This is a genomic window from Chitinophaga sp. G7 BAM 1005 (assembly GCF_057126945.1).
Genome location: NZ_CP181478.1, coordinates 5,832,575 through 5,854,315, shown reverse-complemented (window position 1 = coordinate 5,854,315; position 21,741 = coordinate 5,832,575). Strand labels below are relative to the sequence as shown.

At 48.9% G+C, this 21,741-nt stretch carries 15 protein-coding genes; 9 read left to right on the top strand and 6 right to left on the bottom strand.

All coding sequences use genetic code 11. The features are described 5' to 3' along the window. Positions 1-39: 39 nt before the first annotated feature. From ACMXI2_RS23300 to ACMXI2_RS23290, 3 genes are all read right to left on the bottom strand, one after another. A complete protein-coding gene (locus ACMXI2_RS23300) occupies positions 40-1,833 on the bottom strand; it encodes a RagB/SusD family nutrient uptake outer membrane protein (protein ID WP_483778451.1) in 1,794 nt (597 codons plus the stop codon). 19 nt (positions 1,834-1,852) lie between these two features. Beyond that, positions 1,853-5,245, bottom strand: coding sequence for a SusC/RagA family TonB-linked outer membrane protein (locus ACMXI2_RS23295; RefSeq protein WP_483778450.1), 3,393 nt, complete (start codon positions 5,243-5,245; stop codon positions 1,853-1,855). A 245-nt stretch (positions 5,246-5,490) separates the two neighbouring features. Beyond that, the gene (locus ACMXI2_RS23290; protein WP_483778449.1) at positions 5,491-6,570 is read right to left on the bottom strand and encodes a FecR family protein; all 1,080 of its coding nucleotides are present in this window, start codon (positions 6,568-6,570) and stop codon (positions 5,491-5,493) included. A 217-nt stretch (positions 6,571-6,787) separates the two neighbouring features. Here ACMXI2_RS23290 and ACMXI2_RS23285 point away from each other — a divergent pair, with 217 nt between their 5' ends. Continuing rightward, a complete protein-coding gene (locus ACMXI2_RS23285; RefSeq protein WP_483778448.1) occupies positions 6,788-7,348 on the top strand; it encodes an RNA polymerase sigma-70 factor in 561 nt (186 codons plus the stop codon). 133 nt (positions 7,349-7,481) lie between these two features. Here the strand turns inward: ACMXI2_RS23285 and ACMXI2_RS23280 are convergent, their stop codons facing one another. Then, positions 7,482-8,582: a fatty acid desaturase family protein gene (locus tag ACMXI2_RS23280; RefSeq protein ID WP_483778447.1), complete on the bottom strand. Its 1,101-nt coding sequence runs from the start codon at positions 8,580-8,582 to the stop codon at positions 7,482-7,484. Positions 8,583-8,769: 187 nt separating this feature from the next. Between ACMXI2_RS23280 and ACMXI2_RS23275 the strand changes: the two genes are divergently transcribed. After that, positions 8,770-9,561 carry a TerC family protein gene (locus tag ACMXI2_RS23275; RefSeq protein ID WP_483778446.1) on the top strand — a complete coding sequence of 264 codons (792 nt, stop codon included), beginning with the start codon at positions 8,770-8,772 and terminating at the stop codon, positions 9,559-9,561. Between the two features lie 46 nt (positions 9,562-9,607). Here the strand turns inward: ACMXI2_RS23275 and ACMXI2_RS23270 are convergent, their stop codons facing one another. After that, positions 9,608-10,624 carry a LacI family DNA-binding transcriptional regulator gene (locus ACMXI2_RS23270; RefSeq protein WP_483778445.1) on the bottom strand — a complete coding sequence of 339 codons (1,017 nt, stop codon included), beginning with the start codon at positions 10,622-10,624 and terminating at the stop codon, positions 9,608-9,610. A gap of 186 nt (positions 10,625-10,810) precedes the next feature. On the opposite strand from ACMXI2_RS23270, the gene ACMXI2_RS23265 reads away from it, so the two are divergent. From ACMXI2_RS23265 to ACMXI2_RS23235, 7 genes are read left to right on the top strand one after another with little or no spacing between them, the layout of a single operon-like run. After that, a complete protein-coding gene (locus ACMXI2_RS23265) occupies positions 10,811-13,870 on the top strand; it encodes a SusC/RagA family TonB-linked outer membrane protein (RefSeq protein WP_483778444.1) in 3,060 nt (1,019 codons plus the stop codon). A gap of 20 nt (positions 13,871-13,890) precedes the next feature. Next, a complete protein-coding gene (locus ACMXI2_RS23260; protein ID WP_483778443.1) occupies positions 13,891-15,441 on the top strand; it encodes a SusD/RagB family nutrient-binding outer membrane lipoprotein in 1,551 nt (516 codons plus the stop codon). 24 nt (positions 15,442-15,465) lie between these two features. Next, the gene (locus tag ACMXI2_RS23255; protein WP_483778442.1) at positions 15,466-17,487 is read left to right on the top strand and encodes an alpha/beta hydrolase family protein; all 2,022 of its coding nucleotides are present in this window, start codon (positions 15,466-15,468) and stop codon (positions 17,485-17,487) included. 18 nt (positions 17,488-17,505) lie between these two features. Then, a complete protein-coding gene (locus ACMXI2_RS23250; RefSeq protein ID WP_483778441.1) occupies positions 17,506-18,948 on the top strand; it encodes a Gfo/Idh/MocA family protein in 1,443 nt (480 codons plus the stop codon). 26 nt (positions 18,949-18,974) lie between these two features. Further along, the gene (locus ACMXI2_RS23245) at positions 18,975-19,724 is read left to right on the top strand and encodes a glucosamine-6-phosphate deaminase (RefSeq protein WP_483778440.1); all 750 of its coding nucleotides are present in this window, start codon (positions 18,975-18,977) and stop codon (positions 19,722-19,724) included. Positions 19,725-19,727: 3 nt separating this feature from the next. Next, a complete protein-coding gene (gene nagA / locus ACMXI2_RS23240) occupies positions 19,728-20,918 on the top strand; it encodes an N-acetylglucosamine-6-phosphate deacetylase (RefSeq protein ID WP_483778439.1) in 1,191 nt (396 codons plus the stop codon). A 30-nt stretch (positions 20,919-20,948) separates the two neighbouring features. Continuing rightward, positions 20,949-21,341, top strand: coding sequence for an acyl-CoA thioesterase (locus ACMXI2_RS23235; RefSeq protein WP_079470631.1), 393 nt, complete (start codon positions 20,949-20,951; stop codon positions 21,339-21,341). A 2-nt stretch (positions 21,342-21,343) separates the two neighbouring features. On the opposite strand, the gene ACMXI2_RS23230 is transcribed toward ACMXI2_RS23235, so the two are convergent. Continuing rightward, positions 21,344-21,739, bottom strand: coding sequence for a DUF1634 domain-containing protein (locus ACMXI2_RS23230; protein WP_483778438.1), 396 nt, complete (start codon positions 21,737-21,739; stop codon positions 21,344-21,346). Positions 21,740-21,741 lie beyond the last annotated feature (2 nt).

Sequence of the window (21,741 nt, the reverse complement as noted above, 5' to 3'; positions counted from 1 at the left end):
ATAGATCATGGTAATCCTGCTCATCACTATTTATCCGGTTTACCAGCCGAATATCTGTTTCAGTTTATCATTCAGTATCGTCTGTTGTTTTGGTATAGGACGATAATAAAACTGGGGCTCTTTAAAAGTACGGCCGGAACGGTCGGCAGTAAATTTAATATGCCCATTGGTGCCGTTGTCGAGGTAGAAATTATTTTCCCCGTTTTTATCGGTGAGGTAGAAACGCAACAGTCTTGCTCTTACATCAGCGGGTAGCCCGGCGATAGAAGAGGTATCTGTAGTGTTGGGCAGAATAGCGATGTCGGCTACATTGTCGCCACTCATATCAATGCCGCCGAGTGCGGGAACATACATGCCTTGTGGCGCTTCCTGTAAACGTGCGCCTGCTCTCCAGCGATTGATGTCTTTGAGACGTAGCCCTTCGCAGGCCAGTTCCACTCTTCTTTCGCGGCGTATTTCCAGCAACACGCCTTTATTGGCGCCGCTTACCTGGTAGGCTGCATTCAGCACCGGGTCCACATTTCCGTTGGCGGTAACAAGGTTGAGGTCGGGCATTTGCACCCTGCGGCGGAGCAGGTTCACCGATATATCAAGATCGGCCTGTGTGAGGCTGCCCAGTTCTGCTTTTGCTTCAGCGAAGTTGAGCAGTACTTCGGCGTAGCGGTATACAGGTAAAGCGGTGTAGTTAGTTTCCCAGCCCTGGCGTTGCTTCGGATCGCGTGGGTAAAACTTCAGCTGATCGTAAGCGCCGAGGTTAGGCTTTGCGATGTAGAGGTTGTTATCCTGGGTGGTAGAAAAGCCAGGATAGGCAACTGTTTCGGCCAGGCGTGGATCGCGGTTTTTGAAGGTAGCGTTGAACCCTATTTTATCATAGCCTGGCTGTGAAGTGAACGGGGTGCCGTCTTTCATCAGGTAGCTGTATACAAGGCTCTGGCTGAGCGACCAGGTCCATCCGAGTACAGTATGCGTGTTGTTTCCTTTACCAAGACTCTGTGGATAATCTCTCCATTGGATAATTTCTTTATTGCCGTTTAAGGAAAGACTGGAAAACAATGCGCGGTAATCTTCCCCGCCTTTACCATTGTTGTAGATCACATAACGGTTACTGCCTATTACCTGTTGCGCTGCCGATACTGCTTTCTGGAGGAAGGTTTCCGCGGTGCTGGCAAGTTTTACTTCGTCGTGATATTTTCTGAATGTTCCTTCGAAAAGGCAGAAGCGGGACATGAGTGCCAGTGCAGCATATTTATTTACGCGGGTGCCGTTGTCTTTATCATCTACCTTAATATTATCCACAGCAAACTGTAGGTCAGCGAGCACAGAGTCGGCCACTGCGGACCTGGGATCACGGCCTTTGTACAGATCAGGATCCACATCTGTTAATGCGTGACCGTACCAGGGCACATCAGAATAGGTGGCTATCTTTTCAAAATAAAACCTTGCACGGAAGTAGCGGGCAATGCCTATGTAGTGATTAATGTCGGCAGCGTCTCCTTTTGCTTTGCCGGCGTTATCCAGCAGGAAGTTGATATCGCGCAGTATATCCCAGTCGTTCCATCCGCCAACGGTGTTTTCGTCGAGGGTGTTGTGCACCAGTTTGTCCATTTCGCTGCCGGTGTTGCCGGAAACGTTATCAGAGTTATTGTCGTCATAAGGCGCCGAGAGGTTATCGTCGTACAAGCCGTTGATGTAGGTGTTCAGGTCCTGTGGTGAGTTGAAGTATGCTTCCGGTGAGATCTCCGTTTGTGGGTTGCGTTGCAGGAAGTCCTTGTTACAGGAAGCTACTGCGCAGCCCAGTATGATGAGTGACAGACAAAGCCTTTTATTTTTCATGTTCCGATGTTTGAATTAATTAAAAGTTCAGGTTTAATCCGAACGAGTATGTTTTCTGGTAAGGATATACAGAACCGTCCAGTCCTTCGGGATCGATATTCGCTTTCAGGTGGGAGATGGTAAAGATATTTTCCGCACTGAAATAAACACGGAAGCGGAGGATCTTGTACTTCTCTGTGATGGACTTTGGAATGGTATAGCCAATAGAAACATTTTTGAGACGGGTATACGCTGCATTTTGCAGGTACCTGGTTTGCGGCGCGCCCAGTTCGGTGGCATCTTCCGCGATATATGATTTCAGGCGCGGGAAGTAACCATTGGGTGTTTCGGGAGTCCAGCGATCAAGGTTGTGTACCTGTACGTTTGTCCACGGTTGTGAATATACGCCCCAGAAGTAGTGGTTACCTGCATTGGGGTACCAGTCTCTTTTTCCGATACCCTGGATGAGTGCGCGGAAATCGAAACCTTTATAGGAGGCAGTGAGGTCGATGCTGTAAGGAAAGCGCGGCATATTGTTACCGATGATTTTCCTGTCGCCGGGGTTGCTGATGGTGTTATCGCCATAGTCAACTGAGCCGTCGCCATTCAGATCTTTAAATTTCAGATCGCCTACATAGAACTGGTACTGTTGGTCGTCGGAACCTACTTTAGATTGTTTGGCATGTGATTTCAGTTCGTCTTCATTCTGGAAAAATCCTTCTGTAACGAGGCCCCAGATATCACCTATTTCCTGGCCCTGGTAGTAGTTGCGGTTTTCCAGTGAACCGGCGTCGTAGTTGGCGAGTGTACCGGTAGGATTGGTGAAGCGGGTAATAAAGGAGCGGCTGTCGGCTACCAGTAATTTTACGCCGTATCCGAAGTCGTTGTTACCGATTTTAAACTGATCACGCCAGTAGAGGGTCATTTCCCATCCGCGTGTTTTCAGGTCGGCAGAATTGGTTCTTGGAGCCGGTGCGCCGTATACGTTGGGCAGTTCCTGGCTTTTGGCGAACATGCCATTGGTGTAGCGGGTGTAGCGGTCGTAGCTGAAGAATAATCTCTCTTTCAGCATGCTGAAGTCGATACCGCCGTTAACGGTTTTCACCGACTGCCAGGTGTAGGTGGAGGTAACGGGTGTTGGTGCATATACGCCGATGGGCAGCTGACCATTTAATACGGAGTTGATGTTACCGGCCGACATGAGTGGCATGTATCCATAGGCTTTCCATTGCTGATCGCCCAGGGAACCGTAGGAGCCGCGGAGTTTCAGGAGGTCGATGCCTTTAATGCCGCTGAAGAATTTCTCTTTGGAGATCACCCATGCAGCGGAAGCAGATGGGAAGAAGCCCCAGCGGTTATCGGCGCGGAAGCGTGATGATCCGTCGTTACGGCCATTTACTTCTACAATATATTTATCATCGTAGGTATAATTAAGACGATAGAAAATACCTCTTACGGCCCAGTCTTCGATGGTTTGCTTTTCCGTGATATTGCCGGTAGCCAGTTGCGGGGTGGGGTATTGTGTGCTGATAAGCCCCTGCCTGTTTACATTGAATATATTAGTATAGTGATATTCCTGGTTGAACCCTGCGAGTGCACCAACGGCGTGTTTTTTATTGAATGTTTTGTGGAAGTCGGTGTAAATGTTATACACATTATACTTCAGTTCATTGGTGCTGTTGTTGGCGGACGACTGGTTACCGTTGGTATATTGGGTAGGCTGATCCGGCCCGTTGCTGTAGGGAACCGGCAGTGTATAGGATTTACCTACATTATTTCCGCGGCGGTAGGTAGCATCTCCTTTCAGGGTCCATACGTTTTTGACCAGGTTTATTTCTGCATTGAGGGTGGTCATAAATTCGCTCCAGGTATCTGCGGAGCGGCCGCCATTCTGCAGGGTACCCAGTAATGCAGCGCCGTCTGAAGTCCAGGTGCCATCCGGGTTGCGGGGCACAGCTAGAGAAGGGGTGCGGTTGGCATTATGGAAAAATAAGTAATCAACGGTATTGGCGGGTTGTGAGTAAGTGGTGTTGGTATACATGGTGTTGCTACCAATCTTCACGCGGTCGTTGATGGTATAGGTAGCTTTTGCACGCATGTTATAGCGTGTGTATTGGTCGGGGTTATAGCGGAGCATACCATCCTGTTTGTAATAATCTCCGGAGAAGTAGTAGTTCAGTTTTTCATCTCCGCGGGAAATGTTGAAGTTGGCATTATACGCGGGTGCTGTTTTCTGGTATACTTCGTGGAGCCAGTCGGTGGAACCGTAATAGGCATATTTTGTTTTATCGGTGGGGCTTACGATCACTCTTGGCAAAGAAGGATCGTTGGCCAGTTTTTCTGCATAGGCCCTGTCGGCGGCGGGGTACAGATCATACAGTGGTGTGGCGGCATCATGCTTGTATTGCATGGTGGTGAGTGGGTCTGTAATGATTTTTGGTACCAGTCCTAATGTGCGTACAGCATAGTTGGCGTTGGCATTCATCAGGAGGCGGCCGTCTTTACCCGACTTGGTAGTAATGAGCACTACCCCGAAGGCGGCGCGGGCGCCATAGATGGCGGCGGAGGCGGCATCTTTCAGGGTGGTTACGCTTTCCACATCGGCGGGGTTGAGGCGCGATACTTCTTCATTGGTGAAAGGGATGTTATCTACCAGGATGAAGGGATCGCCGCCGTTGATGGAGGTCATACCACGCAGGTTGAATTTTGGTGCGGAAGATACGCGGCCGTTGTCATTGGTGATATTCAGGTTGGGTAATAGTCCCTGCAGGCCGTTACCGATATTGGCGATGGGGCGGCTTTCCAGTTCTTTGCCTGAAATCGCGTCTACGGCGCCGCTGAGATTAGCCCTTTTCTGTTTGCCGTAACCTACTACCACTACTTCATTGAGGCCGCTGGAATTGGCTTTCATGGCGATGTTGAAGGTGACGCCGTCGCGTGCTTTCATCTGCTGGGCTTCATAGCCAACATAGGTGAATTCCACGGTGGCGTTTTCGGGTACTTCCAGGGTGAAGCGGCCATCGTTATCTGTTTTAGCGCCCTGGGTGGTACCTTTTACCAGCACGGTAACGCCAATCAGCGGGTTGCCGGCTTCATCGGTTACCCGTCCTCTTATATGAGCATTCTGTACGGTTTCACCTGCTTCCAGGACTACCACCAGGTTATCTTTCAGGATCTTATATCCCAACGAGGTGCCCGCGAGCGCCTTATCCATGATCTCTGCCACCAGAGCGTCTTTCATGGAGATCGAGATTTTCCGGTCGGGGATGCTGGCATTTTTGTACAGGAAAGTATAGTCGCTTTTCTGTCCTATGACAGTCAGCAGCTTACCAATGTTAATATTGTTATAATTAACACTGATCCGTTCTTGTGAAAACCCATGTGCGCTTAGTTGTAAGAACCCGGCACAAAGCAATACGGAGGTTAGTTTCATACGCAATAATAGTTTCCTCATATTCCGCTGGGGAATATGGGAAGGCCACCAATAGCTTTTTTTCATAAATTTGTTTCGTTAGGTTAAATAATGAGCCGTTACCAGATCGTAAGGAAATCGGTTTACATTGTTTAGCCAGCATTTTAAAAGGGGGAATGTTGCTGCATTTCCCTTTTTTTATTTGCTGTCTGCAATAAAAAAATCAGTGGATTATCAAGCCATAGACGACGTTTGGATGTTGTGTTTTACCATATGTAAATAACATTTTCTTTCGTGTTCACCTCGTAATGAAAGCCCGACATCAGTTGTAATGCCTGCAATACATCTTCAATACTTTGTTTCCGGAATGCGCCTGTAAATACTTCGTGTTTGTATTTATCATTTTTAAAACGCAGGGTTACGTTGAACCAGCGTTCGAGGTCGTGCGATAGTTGTTCAAACGTTACATTGTCAAAGTCGAAGCGGTCGTTAACCCAGGCGGTGGCTGGTTTTTCCGCTATGGTATGGTTGCCGGCAACAGCCATTGTTTTTACGGGTATGATGCTAAAGTTGGTTTTTCTGTTTACAGCTATTTGTTTATTTTCTTTTATGCCGATGATTAATTTTTGTTCCGGTTGCAGCTGTACGGTTTTCCTGGTTCCGCCATGATCATTATCCGGGAAATCCACTTCCACTTTTCCACTGAGCAACGTTGTTTCCACGGTGGCATCTTCTGTGTAGGCTTTTACATTGAATACAGTTCCCAGCACCCGGATATTTACATTGCCGGACTGGATGGTGAACGGATGCGCGGGATCATGCTTTACATCAAAGTAGGCTTCACCGGTAAGAGTCACCTCCCGTTCGCCGTTCAGAAAGTGGGTGGCGTCGTACTGTAGACGGCTGCAGGCATTAAGTATTACGCTGGTGCCATCCGGTAGTACCACGCTGGTTTTGGAGCCGGTTTTGGTAACCACTTCATTCCGGAAAGCCTGTTTGTGCGGCATAACCGGCCACAGGGTGTACGCGGTGATGAGTATAGCGATGCCGGCGGCAATGCCGCTGATCATACGCCAGGGGATCAACCGTTTGGCGGGAGGCAGGTCCTGTTCCTGCTGGAGGAACAGGTTGATGCGGTCCATTCCTTCGCTGGCCAGCTGCTCTTCTTCTGCGGGGGAAAATCCGTTGGCACTGTTCACGGAACTGATCTCCCCGATAATGGTAAAAGCATACTGCAGCTCCGGAAATTGCATCAACAGCATTTCCAGTTCTTTCAGCTCTTCTGTGGTGGCCTCTCCGGATACTTTCCTGGCCATCAATATATTTACCCGGTTGCGCTCGATCATTTATTTTTATCCGTGTTATATCAGAAGGACGAAAAGAAAATGAAAAACCCCCAAAGCCGCCGGTAAATTTTTTCTTTTCCCGGAATCTGTGCAGATACCACCAGTTTGCGCCAAAAAAACACTATGCTAAAAATAAATTAGGGGATAATTTATTTTGTTAACTTTAGCGTAATCTGCGTTATATATTATTGCAACCAATATCAGTGGCTTAAAAGGGATGGATCAGTGTACAATCAATGAATTATTTAAAAACATCACGGTGAACAATGATCAGGCGGCCTTCAAAGCTTTCTATCATCATTTTTTCATCAGGCTGTTGCGTTTTTCTTTTTCGCTTACCCGTAGTAAAGAGGTAGCAGAAGAAATAACGAACGATGTTTTTATGCATTGCTGGCAAAAAAGGCAATCACTGACGGACATAAAAAATCCGCAGGTATACCTGTTTGTGGTAGCGAAAAATAAGGCGATTGATCATATGCGTAAACAGGCCAGCTCCCGGCAGGTAGTTTTTGCAGAAGAAGATAAACTGGAAATTGCCTTTGAAAGCGATCCGGAACAACTGATGATTTCTGCGGAGATGATCCGCAAAATGGAGTATACCATTGAACAACTTCCTCCGAAATGCAAAATGGTATACATCCTTGTAAAGCAATATGACCTCCGTTATAAAGAGGTAGCCACCATTCTAAACCTCTCGGTTAAAACGGTGGAAAACCAGCTGGCTATTGCCATGAAGCGCCTCACGGCTGCGGTGAATTTCACCTTGGAGAAAGCATAGATCAGGGGATTATTTTCATCTTCTTAAAATTTTCAAAGATTTCCAGGAACATCGATTCGGTATCCACAAACTCACGGAAACCAGCGCGTAAAATAAACAGGGGAGTACCGGTTGCGGGGCTCCCCTGTTTATTTTATTTGCGGCCAAGTTTTTTGAGCATGCGGGCATGTTCCCACAGGGCGCGTATAAAGGTTGGTTGAACCTGGTAAGGTATGTTAAAGGCCGCCGCCTGTTCTCTGACAATAGGCGCCAGTTTCCGGTAGTGTACGTGGCAGATGCCGGAAAACAGGTGATGTTCTATCTGGTAATTTAATCCGCCGATAAACCAGGATAGTACACGGCTGCGCGGTGCGTAGTTGGTGGTATTTTCCATTTCGTGTACGGCCCAGCTGTCTTTCATTTTCCTGTCGGCATCCGGGGTGGCGTATCCGGAGGAGCTTATAACATGCGCCGGCTGAAAGATACAGGCCAGCAATAATCCTGCGGTGAAATGCATGACGAAGAATCCTGCCAGTACCCAATACCAGGGCATCCCGGAGAATATTAACGGCAATACGAGGATATATCCATAGTAAAACACTTTGAACAGGGAGATCCTGAACATGGCCTGTTTTAACGTTACTTTTTGTTTTGAGAGCAGGCCATGACTTTTATAGCGTAATACCTGCAGGTAATCTTTCGCTGTCATCCAGAAAAGGGTCATGAGCATGTAAAAGCCCCATGCATACATATGCTGGTAGCGGTGGTACCACTGGCGTGGCTGATTGGGAGAGAAACGCAGGTATTTAATACTGTCAATGTCTTCATCCAAACCTGTTACGTTGGTATAGGTGTGGTGGAGTACGTTGTGCTGTATTTTCCAGGTAGGCGCATATCCGCCGATGATTTCCAGGATATGGCCCATCATGTCATTAATGCTCTTTTTTGGAGAGAAGGAGCCGTGGTTGGCATCATGCATAATGGAAGCACCGATGCCTGTAACGCCCAGGCCGGTGAGCAGCCACAGGCCGAGGTACAGCCACACGTTTCCGGCGCCTAGGCCCACCACCATCAAGGTATAGGGTACAAAATATAATGCAAGCATTACAATTGTTTTAATCCACATTTCCCTGTTGGCATACACAGAGATGTTGTTAGCAGAAAAGTAATCCTGTACTGCAGCCTTAGCAGATTCTATAAAGCTGTTGTTACCGCGCGAAGCAAAGCGCACTATATGCCATTCATCTTTTTTCATATTATTATTTTAATCAGAAAACGGTGTTGTGATACAGAAAACAAGCAGGAGGGGAGAAGTGCTGATCAGTGTATATTCCTGTAATTTACAACAAATGTTTTTAGCATGGGTTTAGCAGATTTCATCACTATCAAAAAAGGAAGTATATTCGGGTTTGCACATACATAACCTATATAACTGTCAATTTATGGAACACCTGCTTACCGTTGACTCGCTGATAAGCCTGTTAACGCTAACCGCACTGGAGATCGTGTTGGGGATCGACAACATTGTGTTTATTTCTATCCTGGCAGGGAAACTGCCGGAGAATAAACAAAAGAAGGCCCGTCGCCTGGGGCTGGGACTTGCTATGTTTGTGCGTATTTTATTGCTGCTGTCTATCAGCTGGATTATGTCGCTGACAAAGCCGCTTTTTAATATGGGCGAATGGATTGGCATGCAGAACGCTGAATGGCTGGGGAAACTGGCCATTTCTGGTCGGGACCTTATTTTACTGGTAGGAGGTTTATTCCTTATTTATAAAAGTACTGCGGAGATCCACGAGAAACTGGAAGGAGACGAACATACGGCCGGCAGTGCCAAACCCATGAAGTTTGGGCAGGTGATTGTGCAGATCCTGTTACTGGATATTGTGTTTTCGCTGGATTCGGTGATCACGGCCGTAGGAATGTCTGATCATGTGGAGATCATGATTGCGGCGGTAGTGGTATCCGTGGGCGTTATGTTACTGGCATCCGAATCTATCAGCCATTTTGTGAACAGTCATCCTACTGTGAAAATGCTGGCATTGTCCTTCCTGTTACTGATCGGCGTTTCGCTGATAGCAGAAAGCTTCGACCAGCATATTCCTAAAGGCTATATTTATTTTGCGATGGCATTCTCCGTATTTATCGAGGTATTGAATCTCAAGGTAAGATCGCGTTCAGAGAAACCGGTAAAGCTGCATAATGAGGCTGAAATGCCCGCAAAGGAAAAATAAGGTAATCATCTTCCAAAAAAAAATAATAACGGGAAAGGGTATACGACTATGAACGTATAGTGCTTTCCCGGATAATTAGTTTTCCGGGCAGGATAATTTCTTCGGGGATAAAATTCTTTTTCTTAATATGGTTCAGCAGCAGCTGGCAGCTTTTCTTTCCTATTTCAAAGGCTGGTTCTGCGATGGTGGAAAGGGATGGGGAGATGATAGCAGACATCGGGTCGTTGGTAAAACCGATCACGCCCACTTCTTTCCCTACCGCAATATTCTTCTTCTTCAGCCTAACGATGGCGCCCACCGCCTTACGGTCGTTTACCGCAAAAACCGCGTCCGGTTTATCATTCAGCTTCCATAATTTTTCGAGGTCATTTTGGCCGCATTCCTGCGTAAACCCGGAATGGATGATCCATTTTTTGCGGATAGGCATTCCATGTTTCCGCAACGCATCCAGGTAGCCATTGAGGCGGCTGGTGGTGAATGTGAGCCCTTCCGGCCCTGCTATGTGCGCTATTTTTTTATAGCCGTTGGCAATAAGATGTGAGGTAGCTTCAAAAGCGCCGTTGTAGTCGTCCTGCATTACTTTGGAGGTACGGATACCGGCCGCCACGCGGTCGAAAAATACCACAGGAATACCGTCGTCGATGATTTCCTGGAAATGATCGCAGGAATCCGCCTGTGAGGAAACCGATACCAGCAGGCCATCCAGGCTGCTGAAAGAAAGGTTCCTGATGATATTTAATTCACGGGCGGCATCATCGTTCGTTACATACAGGATGATATTATAATTATGACTGTAGGCGATTTCCTGGATGCCGGTGAATACAGTGGAGAAATAATAATTGGTAATACCCGGCAGTATTACCGCCAGGTTGTGCGTACTGTTTTTTACCAGGCCGGTGGCATTGAAGTTTGGCTTGTAATTCAATTTGGCAGCCATTTCCAGCACCAGTTTACGGGTATCTGCACTTACGTCATACGTATCTCTCAAAGCCCTTGAAACGGTGGATACAGAGATATTTAATGCATGAGCAATGTCTTTTATGGTAGCATAGTGTCGGCGCATTCTTCTTACAGGTGTGGTTGGAATACTTAAATATAATAAATCAATCGGTAACGTTCTCGGTGAATTTTCCAAAGAAAGGAATCATCGGGTGTATTTTAGGTTCACAATTACCAACCAGGATCACCATAAAATTCATAGTGAATGAGAAGCTGTATTGGCCAAAAGCTACATCTGTATTTCCTAATCATGCTAATTGCCTTGCCCTGGCAGCTATCCGCACAAGATCAATTATCCCTGAAGGGCGTAGTACGCGACGCTGCTTCCAAATCGCCGCTTCCCGGCGTAAGTGTAAGCGTAAAAGGTACCATGCGCGGCGTGAGTACGGATGCGGAAGGAAAGTATGCCATTTCCGCAGCCGCCGGCGCTATGCTGGTATTTACCTATGTAGGATATGATAAAAAAGAAATCCCTGTATCTGCACAAACAACTATCGATGTGGTGTTGCAACAAAGCGCCACGGGCTTAAATGAAGTGGTAGTAACCGCATTGGGTATTGAGCGTAAAACCCGATCCCTGGGCTATGCCACGCAACAACTGGATAATGCCGCCATCAACACGGTGAAAGATCCCGGCGCTAATATTATGAATACGCTGAGCGGTAAAGTGGCGGGCGCAGTGATTACGCCGGCGGCTTCCGGCCCCGGCGGTGCAGTAAGAGTTGTATTGCGCGGCAACCGGTCGATCAGCGGTAATAATAACGCGCTGATTGTAGTAGATGGCGTGCCGATAGACAATACTATGTCGACCGAAAAAAACGGCGGCGGTTCTGCCAACACTATTTCCACACAGCCTAAAAGTATCAGCAGTGGTTACTCCGGCAGTGATGGCGCAGCCAGCGTAAATCCGCAGGATGTGGAATCCATTAACGTGCTGAAAGGCCCGGCCGCCGCGGCGTTGTATGGTAGCCGTGCTGCCAACGGCGCTATCATCATCACCACCAAAAGTGGTAAAAGCGGTAAGCTTGCCGTAAATTATAACGGCGGCGTATCGCTGGACCAGCCTAATATGCTGATGAAATTCCAGAACACCTATGGCAGCGGCAGCAAAGGACAAGCCGGTACCCGCGCCCCCGCCAGCTGGGGAGCCCCGGCACAAACCTATTCCGATAATGTGAGAAGCTTTTTTAACACGGGAACAGCCGTGAACAATTCCATCGATATTTCCGGCGGTAACGACAAACTGCGTGGCTATGCATCTTACACCAATAATGCCATCAGTGGTATTATTCCTAAAAACAGACTGGAAAGAAATACACTGAACCTCCGGGTAGCCGCCGAAATATTGCCCCGCTTAACAACGGATGTAAAACTAACTTACATCAGCCAGGATATTAAAAACAAGCCACGCCTGGGTGATCAGGGAGTGGCCAATGAAGCCTACCTGATGCCCCGCGACCTCAGCAAGGATTCGTTGAGCCATTTTGAAGGCACTGATGCTACGGGCCAGCCTTACCCCATTTACTGGACCAATTCCACCACCTTCCAGAACCCTTACTGGGACGTATACCGCAATAGCGTGGATGAATCGCGTAATCGTATTATGCTGATGGGATCGGCCAAATACCGGCTTACCGATTGGCTCAGTTTACAAGGGCGGTATAGCCTTGACCGTTATGACGACAAAATCACCGCATCCTATTATAACGGTACCGTAGCTTTCCCCGTGCAGCCCGGCGGCCGTTACCTGGAGGCGTATGTAAATCACTGGGAACGTAACATGGACCTGTTATTATCCGGCAGCAATAAATTATCCGGCGATTTCCATGTGAATTATAATGTAGGCGGAAGCATCCTTACGAGCAAGGGATATAATTCACAGGCGCTGGCCAACGGGCTAAGTATTCCTAACCATTTTAATCTCATGTTTGCTTCTGCACCGGCCACTACCAATACCACGGTACAGAAAGAAATACAATCCGTGTATGGTAATGCCCAGCTGGATTTCAGACAGTATTTATATTTAGATATAAGTGCGCGTAACGACTGGTCTTCCACGTTACCAAGCCCGTACAGCTATTTTTATCCTTCTGTGGGATTGTCGGCCGTAATATCTGATATGCTGAAGATGCCTTCCTGGGTTACGTTTGGTAAGGTGCGTGCCGCTTATACACAAGTGGGTAATGATGCAGATCCTTACATGCTGTTACAGGCTTATTACTATAGCGTAGGCGCTGGCGGTGGTTTTGTGTCGAGAGATAATACCAAATCCATTTATAACCTGAAGCCCGAACAAACAAAATCATGGGAAGTGGGATTGGAATGGAAGTTCCTCAATGGCCGCCTGGGGCTGGATGCTACGGTGTATAAAAACAATACTATTAACCAGCTGCTGAATGTTGGGCTGCCACAGGCCAGTGGTTTCGACGACCAGTATATCAACGCAGGTAATATACAGAATAAAGGTCTTGAAATTATGCTGACAGGCACGCCCGTTCAGCGCAAGGATTTCAACTGGAACACCAGCGTGAATTTCGCCACCAACAGCAACAAGGTGCTGTACCTGAAAGATGGTGTGGACCAGATCGGTCTTTCTTCCGCCACCAATTTCGCTACGGTGCAGGCAAGAGTAGGAGGTAAGTATGGAGATATGTATGGGTATGCATGGCAGAAAGATCCGAAAACAGGACAATACCTCGTAGGTACCGATGGCCTTCCGGTGGTAGCACAGAATCAATACCTCGGCAATTTTAATCCCGACTTCACACTGGGGTGGAACAACCAGTTCCAGTATAAAAAATTCAGTATGTCGTTCCTGATCGACGGGCGTGTAGGCGGTATTGTTATATCCGGTACTGATGCGCTGCTGGCTTCTTACGGCGTAGCCGATTACACCACCCGATACAGGGATGGCGGACTGGTATTGCCTGGTGTGCTGGCAGACGGAAGTACTAATACTACGGCTATCGACGCAGAAGATTTCTGGACAAAAGTATCACAGGGCGGCCGTGATGCATGGGGGCAATTCTTTGCTTTCAGCGCCACCAATTTCCGGTTGAGGGAATTATCCTTTGGGTATGATTTCGATTTTGATCAGAAGCTGGTAAAACGTGCCAGGCTTTCTTTAACGGCACGTAACCTGTTTTTCCTGTACCGTGGTAAATCTGTGCTGGATATACCAGGCATGGGTAAACGTACTTTGCCGGTAGATCCGGAATCCGCACTGGGTACCAGTAACTACCAGGGCATAGAAGCCGGTTTGCCGCCGGCTGTACGCAGCTTTGGCCTGAACCTGAATGTATCCTTTTAGTCAACAAAAAACACACAGCCATGAACAAGCAATTAAAATATATACTTCCGCTGGCGTTGATGCTGGGCAGCTGTACAAAAAATTTCGATTCCATGAATGTGGACCCAAGCGGGTTGACAGGGGTAGGTAAGGGAGAATTACCATTTATGTTTTCAAAGGCAGAATCATCTGCCGGGATCAACCAGGGATATTACCAGACTGTACAAAACCTGTATGCCGACTTATATGCACAATATTTTGCGCTGAACACCAACAGCTTTCAAACCGATCGTTATGTGATCAACGATGGCTGGTTGCCGCGCCCCGGCATCATTGCCTATGTACAAACCGTGCCACAGCTGCGCACCATTTTTGAGAATACGGAAGAAACCTCCGGCGAATATGCGCTCGCGGAAATCATGTGGGTATATGCTTTTCATCACCTGACGGATTATTTTGGTCCGGTAGCTTATTTTGATGCCGGGAAAGCCCAGGATGTTATACCTTATGATGCGCAGGATAAAATTTATGACGACTTCTTCAAAAGACTGGACCATGCCGTAAAGAACCTGGAAGCAACCAGCGCCACCAATATCTTTGGCGCCAACGACCTGATATACGCCGGAGATGTGCAACAGTGGATCCGTTTCGCCAATACGCTGCGTTTGCGGCTGGCACTGCGTATTTCAAAAGTACAGCCCGACCGCGCCAAACAGGAGGCTGAAGCCGCTGTAACAAGTGGTGTAATGACGGCAGTAGCACATACTGCCATGATGAAAAAATCGCTGAATGGCGGCGATGGCAACGGGCTGGCAAGGGTGGCTTCCTATAATGAATTCAGCATGAGCGCTACCATGACTTCTTATATGAAAGGCTACAATGATCCTAGGATAGGAGCTTTTTACCAGCCTGCGGTAAACGGCGGTACTTTCCGCGGCGTGCGCAACGGATCACCGGCAGTGTCGCTGAATAATCCATTGAACCAGGCATCACAAACTTCCAATGCGGGGACTTACTGGGCTACATATAATCCGCTGAATCTCTCCTGGCTGCCTGCGCTGGAGGCGTCCAAACATGTGATGATGGCGGCAGAAGCCTATTTCCTGCGGGCAGAAGGCGCATTGAATGGCTGGAACATGGATGGATCGGCTAAAGATCTGTATGATAAAGGCATTGCGGTGAGCATGGAAAACTGGGGCGTGAAGGACGCGGCTGTTATCAACGCCTATACGAATTCCACCGCGGTGCCGGTAGCTTCCGGCGATGTGGAAAATTCTGCGGCGGTAGCCAATATACCAGTTAAATTTGGTACAGCGGTAAATATACAACGTCAGCAGATAGGCACGCAGAAATGGCTGGCTATTTACCCCGACGGGCTGGAAGCCTGGGCGGAATACCGCCGCAGCGGTTTCCCTGTGATGTACCCGGTAGTGAAATCGGATAACCCTGATTTGCCGGCCGGTACTTTTATCAAGCGGTTGCCTTATCCTTCTTCCGAAGCGGTGAACAACGGTGAAGAGCTGAAGAAAGGTATCCAGCTGCTGGGAGGACCTGATAATGCAGCCACCCGCCTGTGGTGGGATGTAGATTGATCTGATCATTAAACACAATTATACTTGAAAGCGTTAGTATCCTTTTTCATGGTGTTGTCCTCACTATTCTACGCTCCGCAGGAGCCGTTGCCAAAAGTTTTCTCCGGAGAGCGGACGGATATTATCCGGCAACAGCTGAAGCAGCAGGCGGCTACTGCGTTTCAGGCGCAGGTGCTGCCTGCAACGGAGCTGGAATGGACACAACGGCGCCGGCAACTGAAGACCGCCATTCTGCAGTCGACCGGCGCCGTGGAGGACCACAACCTGCCATTACAGGTAAGGGAAACCGGGCGTACACAACTAACGGGATACCATATACGTAACATCCTGTTCCAGACAAGACCCGGTGTATTTGCTACCGCCAACTTATACATTCCTGATGGCAAAGGACCTTTCCCGGCGGTGATCAACATGCACGGCCACTGGAAGGATGCCCGCATAGGGGAAATGGTACAGGCCACGGCGCATAGCCTCGCATTAAATGGTTACGTGTGTTTAAATATTGATGCGTGGGGCGCCGGTGAAAGAACCTCCACCGAAGGCGTGGCAGAATACCACGGCGCCAACCTGGGCGCTTCCCTGATGAATACAGGCAATACCTTACTCGGGATGCAGCTCACCGACAACATGCGGGGAGTAGACCTGCTTGGCAGTTTACCGGAAGTGGACAAAGAGCGCATAGGCGCCACCGGCGCCAGCGGCGGCGGGAATCAAACCATGTGGCTGGCGGCAATAGACGAACGCATTAAAGCGGCCGTACCGGTGGTAAGTGTAGGTACTTTTGAATCTTACATCATGAACAGCAATTGTGTATGTGAACTGGTACCGGACGGACTTACCTATATGGAAGAATCCGGGGTACTGGCAATGGTGGCGCCCCGCGCCTTGAAGATCTGTAATGCGCTGAATGATGCCAGTAAGTCGTTTTATCCCTCGGAAATGTTGCGCAGTTACAAACAGGCCGCACCCATATATGAGTTGTTGCATGCCGGCGATAAACTCAGTTACCAGTTGTTTAACACCGTGCATGGCTACTGGCCTGAAATAAGGGAAACCATGATTGGCTGGATGGATTTGCAGCTGAAACATATTGGTACCGGTGCGCCCAAAAAGGAACCGGCTTTTAATTTGCTACCCGCTGCACAGCTGCTCACTTTTCCAAACGGGCACCGCGACAGCAGCGTGACCACTACTGCCGAATGGTGCAGCCGGCAGGGGCAACTGCTTCATCAAACATTACTCGGAGAAAATATCAACATTGATGAGAAGAGAAAAGCACTGAAACAACTGCTACGGGTAAACGAAAACAGGAGACTGAAAGAAGCGCACCGGTATTCGCCACAGGACGGATGGGAGCGTATCGCGCTGGAAACAACAGATGGTTCGCTGATTCCTTTGCTGTTGCGCGCATCGCGCAGCAAAGAGAAAGGTTATGTAGTGGTAACCCATCCGGGTGGAAAAGACAGTATTCCTGCGGCATTGATCACGGAATTAACGGAGGCCGGTAATGGCATCGTGCTGGCAGACTTATGGGGATGTGGCGAGCAAAGCTCTGTATCCGCCACTGCTACAGATGGCAGCCAGCCGCCTTATCACACCCTGGCGCGTGCTGCTTTATGGCTGGGTACCACCGTACATGGCAGATGGGTAAGTGATCTGCGGATTATTACAGATTATTTGAAAATAGTAAATGGTGATGTTCGTATAGTGCTTAACGGTAGCAGGGAGGCTGGCGTGGCCTCCTTGTTTTTTGCAGCACTGAACGGAACAGCAGCAGAGGTAACACTGAACGGCAGCCCGTTGAGTTACCGTTTTGATGAACGCATGGGCATCGACTATTTCAGTATGGCTATACATGTGCCGGGTTTACTGCAGTGGGGGGATATTTCGCTGGCGGCAGCGCTGAGCGGAAAGGACATTGTGTTTAAGATGCCGGTTACCATGTCTGGCCGGCCGGTGATTGGAGCCGCGTTGCACGCGCAACAGGAGGAATTTTCCCTGTTAAGAAAACGCTGTAAACAGCCTGGACAAAGCATTTTTCAGTAACATAGAAAATATATCTTTATGATAAATCAACGCAGAGATTTTTTAAAATTAATAGGAATAGCGGGCATTGGAATTGGTGGTAGTACACTAATGCCCGGCTATGCTATTGCGCAGGAAAAACAGGGAAAAGCACTGGATCAGATCCGGAAACAGGCGGGCAGGAAATACCGTCAGCAGTTTAATATGAGCGGTTATGCGGCGCCGAAAATTGATACGGTACGCATAGGTTATATTGGTCTTGGTAACCGCGGCGCTGCTGCAGTTCAGCGCATCACCTATTTGCAGGGCGTGGAGGTAAAAGCATTGTGTGATATCAGGCCGGAAATGATTACCGCTACCAAAGAAAGAATTAAAGATGCCGGTTATCACCCGCACGAATACACGGGATCGGCAGATGCGTGGAAGCAATTGTGCGAACGTGATGATATTGACCTGGTGTACATTGCTACGCCGTGGGATCTGCACACGCCTATTGCCGTATACGCTATGTTGCATGGTAAGCACGTGGCCACGGAAATTCCGGCGGCTGTTACGATCGATGAATGCTGGCAGCTGGTGGAAACATCCGAGAAAACAAAAAAGCATTGCGTACTGTTGGAAAACTGCTGCTACGATTTTTTTGAACTACTTACGCTGAATATGGCCCGGCAGGGGGTTTTCGGAGAACTGGTGCATTGCGAGGGCGCTTACATTCATGATATTTTTGAGAGTCTTTTTGATAAGAACAAACGTTACGATGTGTGGCGGCTCAAGCAAAATGCGCACCGCAATGGAAACCTGTATCCCACGCATGGCCTGGGCCCCGTGTGCCAGGTGCTGGATGTGAATCGTGGCGATAGTATGGAATACCTGGTATCCATGCAAAGCAATGATTTTCTGCTACATAAAAAGGCGGTGGAGCTGGCGGCCACGGATGACTTTTACAAACCTTATGTGAATGCACATTTCCGTGGGAACATGAACACCACTACTATCCGCACCCGCAAAGGCCGCACTATTATGTTGCAGCACGATGTGAGTTCCCCACGGGTGTATTCCCGCCTGCACCTGGTAAGCGGCACAAAAGCCACTGCGCAGAAATACCCGCTGGGGCCGAGGATTTCCTTAAGTCATGAAGGGTGGGTGAGTGCGGACGAGTTTAAGCAGCTGGAAGAAAAGTATACGCCTGCCATTACTAAGAAGTTGGGTGAGATGGCTAAACAGGTAGGAGGCCACGGTGGTATGGACTTTTTAATGGACTGGCGCCTGATTGATTGTTTACGCAACGGTTTACCCGTAGACATCGACGTATACGATGCAGCCGCATGGAGCGCTATAGGCCCGCTGAGTGAATGGTCAGTGGCCAACCGCTCTAATTCCATCGACATCCCAGATTTTACCAACGGCGCCTGGCAGCATAACAAGCCGGTAGACATCTCCCTGCAGCAGGGCGGTACCACCGGGGTAAAAAGCAAAAAGTAATCATCTCCTGAAAAAATATAAGTGCAATGAAAATCATCCGATCCAAAGACCCGCAAACATTGGGCACTGCAGCCGGAAATGCTGCAGTGGTATTGATTAAGGCCGCTATAGCAGAAAAAGGTAGCGCCAATATTATACTGGCTACCGGTACAAGTCAGTTTGAAACAATCCGGCAACTGATCGCCAGCGATATTGACTGGGGAAAAGTGAACATGTTCCACCTCGATGAATATATTGGCCTGCCGGTAACGCATCCGGCCAGTTTCCGGAAGTACCTGAGAGAACGTTTTCTCGACAAGGTAGCGCCGCTGCAGTCGGTGTGCCTGATCAGCGGGGAAGGCGATCCTGAAGCAGAATGCAGCCGCATTTCCGCGCTCATACAGGCGCATCCTGTGGATGTGGCTTTGGTGGGCATAGGAGAGAATGGTCATCTCGCGTTTAATGATCCCCCGGCAGATTTTAACACCACGAAACCGTATCTTGTAGTGAACCTCGACGCCGCCTGCCGGCAGCAACAAATGAATGAAGGCTGGTTCAGCGCCGTTACAGAAGTGCCTTTGCAGGCCATCAGTATGTCGGTACACCAGATCCTGCTATCGAAACATATTATCTGTTCGGTGCCCGGCGAGCGAAAGGCGCAGGCCGTAAAAGACAGCCTGGAGCAGTCTGTGAGCAATTTGTTTCCCGCCAGTATTCTACAAACGCACGCAGATTGTGTGTTTTACCTGGATGAAGCATCTGCCGCAAAGCTGCAGCCAGCGCAGAAAACAGTTTAATATATGCCCGAAACGATTAAAATTATCAATGGCCGCCTGATCACGCCGTTCCGGGTAATCACCTCCGGGAGTGTGCTGATCAAAGAGGGCCGGATTGCAGCAGTGGGAGAAGGAACCATTCCTGGTCACGCAGATAAGGTAATAGATGCCGGGGGGAATTACGTTGCCCCCGGCTTCATCGACCTGCATATACATGGCGGCGGTGGCCACGATTTTATGGATGGCACCGTAAACGCTTTTCACTGTATAACGGAAACGCATGCACGATATGGCACTACCGCAATGGTGCCTACTACTTTAACCGCAGAGAAAGCGGATCTTTTGCATACGCTGGATATTTATCGTCAGGCGGTGGCGTTGCCGCATAACGGGGCTTCTTTCCTGGGCATGCACCTCGAAGGGCCCTATTTCGCCATGAACCAGCGCGGCGCGCAGGACCCGCGCTATATCCGTAACCCCGACCCGGCCGAATACCGGGAAATACTGGATTACAGTGAGCACATTTCCCGCTGGAGTGTAGCGCCAGAATTACCCGGTGCGCTGGAAATGGGTAATTACCTGCGGAGTAAAGGTGTTTTACCGGCTATTGCCCACACGGATGCTGTTTATGAAGAAGTGGTACAGGCAGTGGAATGTGGCTATACGCTGGCCACACATTTTTATTCCGCCATGTCGGGCGTAACGCGCCGTAACCTGTATCGCTATGCAGGTGTAGTGGAGAGCGTTTACCTCATTGATGAAATAGATGCTGAAGTAATTGCCGATGGCGCGCACCTGCCGGCGTCGTTGCTGAAACTGATCTATAAAATAAAGGGAGCCGGCAGGATCGCGCTGATCACCGATGCCATGCGGGCAGCGGGCATGCCTCCCGGTAAAAGTATACTGGGGCCGCTGAAAGGAGGGTTGGAGGTAATTGTGGAAGAGGGTGTTGCCAAACTACCCGATGGGAGCGCATTTGCGGGCAGCGTTGCTACGGCAGACCGCCTCGTGAGAAACATGGTGGAGCTGGCAGGTGTGCCGGTGGCAGAAGCCGTGCGGATGATGAGTTATACCCCCGCGCGTATCATGGGTGTGGATGACCGGAAAGGTACACTGGCAGCGGGAAAGGATGCCGATATTGTTATTTTCGACGGGAACATTGCCGTACAACTGACGATGGTATCAGGAAAAGTTGTGCATCGTATCGGAGAATGAAATAGCTTTGCCTTCAAAATTGTACGGGTCATGAATTTTTATACACGGAAATGGGTAAAGCCGGAGGATCTGAATGCACACGGCACTTTATTTGGCGGCAGTTTGCTGCGTTGGATCGATGAAGAAGCAGCTATTTATTCCATCATTCAGTTAGGTACCAATCGCTGTGTAACCAAGTACATGTCTGAAATCAATTTTATCAATTCTGCCCGCCAGGGCGATATCGTGGAACTGGGCATTAAAGCCACCCACTTCGGCAGAACTTCACTCACGCTCACCTGCCAGGTGCGGAACAAGATCACACAAAAAACTATTCTTACCGTTGACAAAATGGTGTTTGTAAGTGTGGATGAACAAGGGAAGCCTGTTCCCCACGGCAGAACCGCCATTACCTATACAGACGAACGGCTGAGAGAAGAGTAGTATTATATTTTTAGTCCGCCGGACATACTGAATAAAATAATCCCCAGCACCAGCGCAGTGATAAACACGTACAGCCTGTCTTTTTCCAGTGCGAAAGCCAGCAGGGAAAAGAAGATGCGGAGGATAGGTGTGGCCAGTAATACCAGCACGCCCAGTTGTATGAATTCGGTGGCGCTGCCGGTGGCTACACCGTGAAAGATACCGCGGAAAGAAGTGTATTCCGCTCCTTCTCCTTTAAATTGTGAATAATCCGGTACACTGGCCGCGCCTTGTTGCACCAGGTAAAAGATGCCTCCCAGCAGGGCAATACAGCTGGCAGTGACCACCCCGGTCCTCAGTTGTTTGCCGATGAGTAATTCGATATCGCGGTCGCCGAGTATTTTCTTAAATATATTCATGA

What these genes read in the sequence shown, in the direction of transcription:
- nagA (WP_483778439.1), top strand. Translation starts at nt 19,728, where the DNA reads ATGCCCGAAACGATTAAAATTATCAATGGCCGCCTGATCACGCCGTTC.
- ACMXI2_RS23270 (WP_483778445.1), bottom strand. Translation starts at nt 10,624, where the DNA reads ATGCGCCGACACTATGCTACCATAAAAGACATTGCTCATGCATTAAAT.
- ACMXI2_RS23300 (WP_483778451.1), bottom strand. Translation starts at nt 1,833, where the DNA reads ATGAAAAATAAAAGGCTTTGTCTGTCACTCATCATACTGGGCTGCGCA.
- ACMXI2_RS23250 (WP_483778441.1), top strand. Translation starts at nt 17,506, where the DNA reads ATGATAAATCAACGCAGAGATTTTTTAAAATTAATAGGAATAGCGGGC.
- ACMXI2_RS23245 (WP_483778440.1), top strand. Translation starts at nt 18,975, where the DNA reads ATGAAAATCATCCGATCCAAAGACCCGCAAACATTGGGCACTGCAGCC.
- ACMXI2_RS23295 (WP_483778450.1), bottom strand. Translation starts at nt 5,245, where the DNA reads ATGAAACTAACCTCCGTATTGCTTTGTGCCGGGTTCTTACAACTAAGC.
- ACMXI2_RS23275 (WP_483778446.1), top strand. Translation starts at nt 8,770, where the DNA reads ATGGAACACCTGCTTACCGTTGACTCGCTGATAAGCCTGTTAACGCTA.
- ACMXI2_RS23290 (WP_483778449.1), bottom strand. Translation starts at nt 6,570, where the DNA reads ATGATCGAGCGCAACCGGGTAAATATATTGATGGCCAGGAAAGTATCC.
- ACMXI2_RS23285 (WP_483778448.1), top strand. Translation starts at nt 6,788, where the DNA reads ATGGATCAGTGTACAATCAATGAATTATTTAAAAACATCACGGTGAAC.
- ACMXI2_RS23260 (WP_483778443.1), top strand. Translation starts at nt 13,891, where the DNA reads ATGAACAAGCAATTAAAATATATACTTCCGCTGGCGTTGATGCTGGGC.
- ACMXI2_RS23235 (WP_079470631.1), top strand. Translation starts at nt 20,949, where the DNA reads ATGAATTTTTATACACGGAAATGGGTAAAGCCGGAGGATCTGAATGCA.
- ACMXI2_RS23230 (WP_483778438.1), bottom strand. Translation starts at nt 21,739, where the DNA reads ATGAATATATTTAAGAAAATACTCGGCGACCGCGATATCGAATTACTC.
- ACMXI2_RS23265 (WP_483778444.1), top strand. Translation starts at nt 10,811, where the DNA reads ATGCTAATTGCCTTGCCCTGGCAGCTATCCGCACAAGATCAATTATCC.
- ACMXI2_RS23280 (WP_483778447.1), bottom strand. Translation starts at nt 8,582, where the DNA reads ATGAAAAAAGATGAATGGCATATAGTGCGCTTTGCTTCGCGCGGTAAC.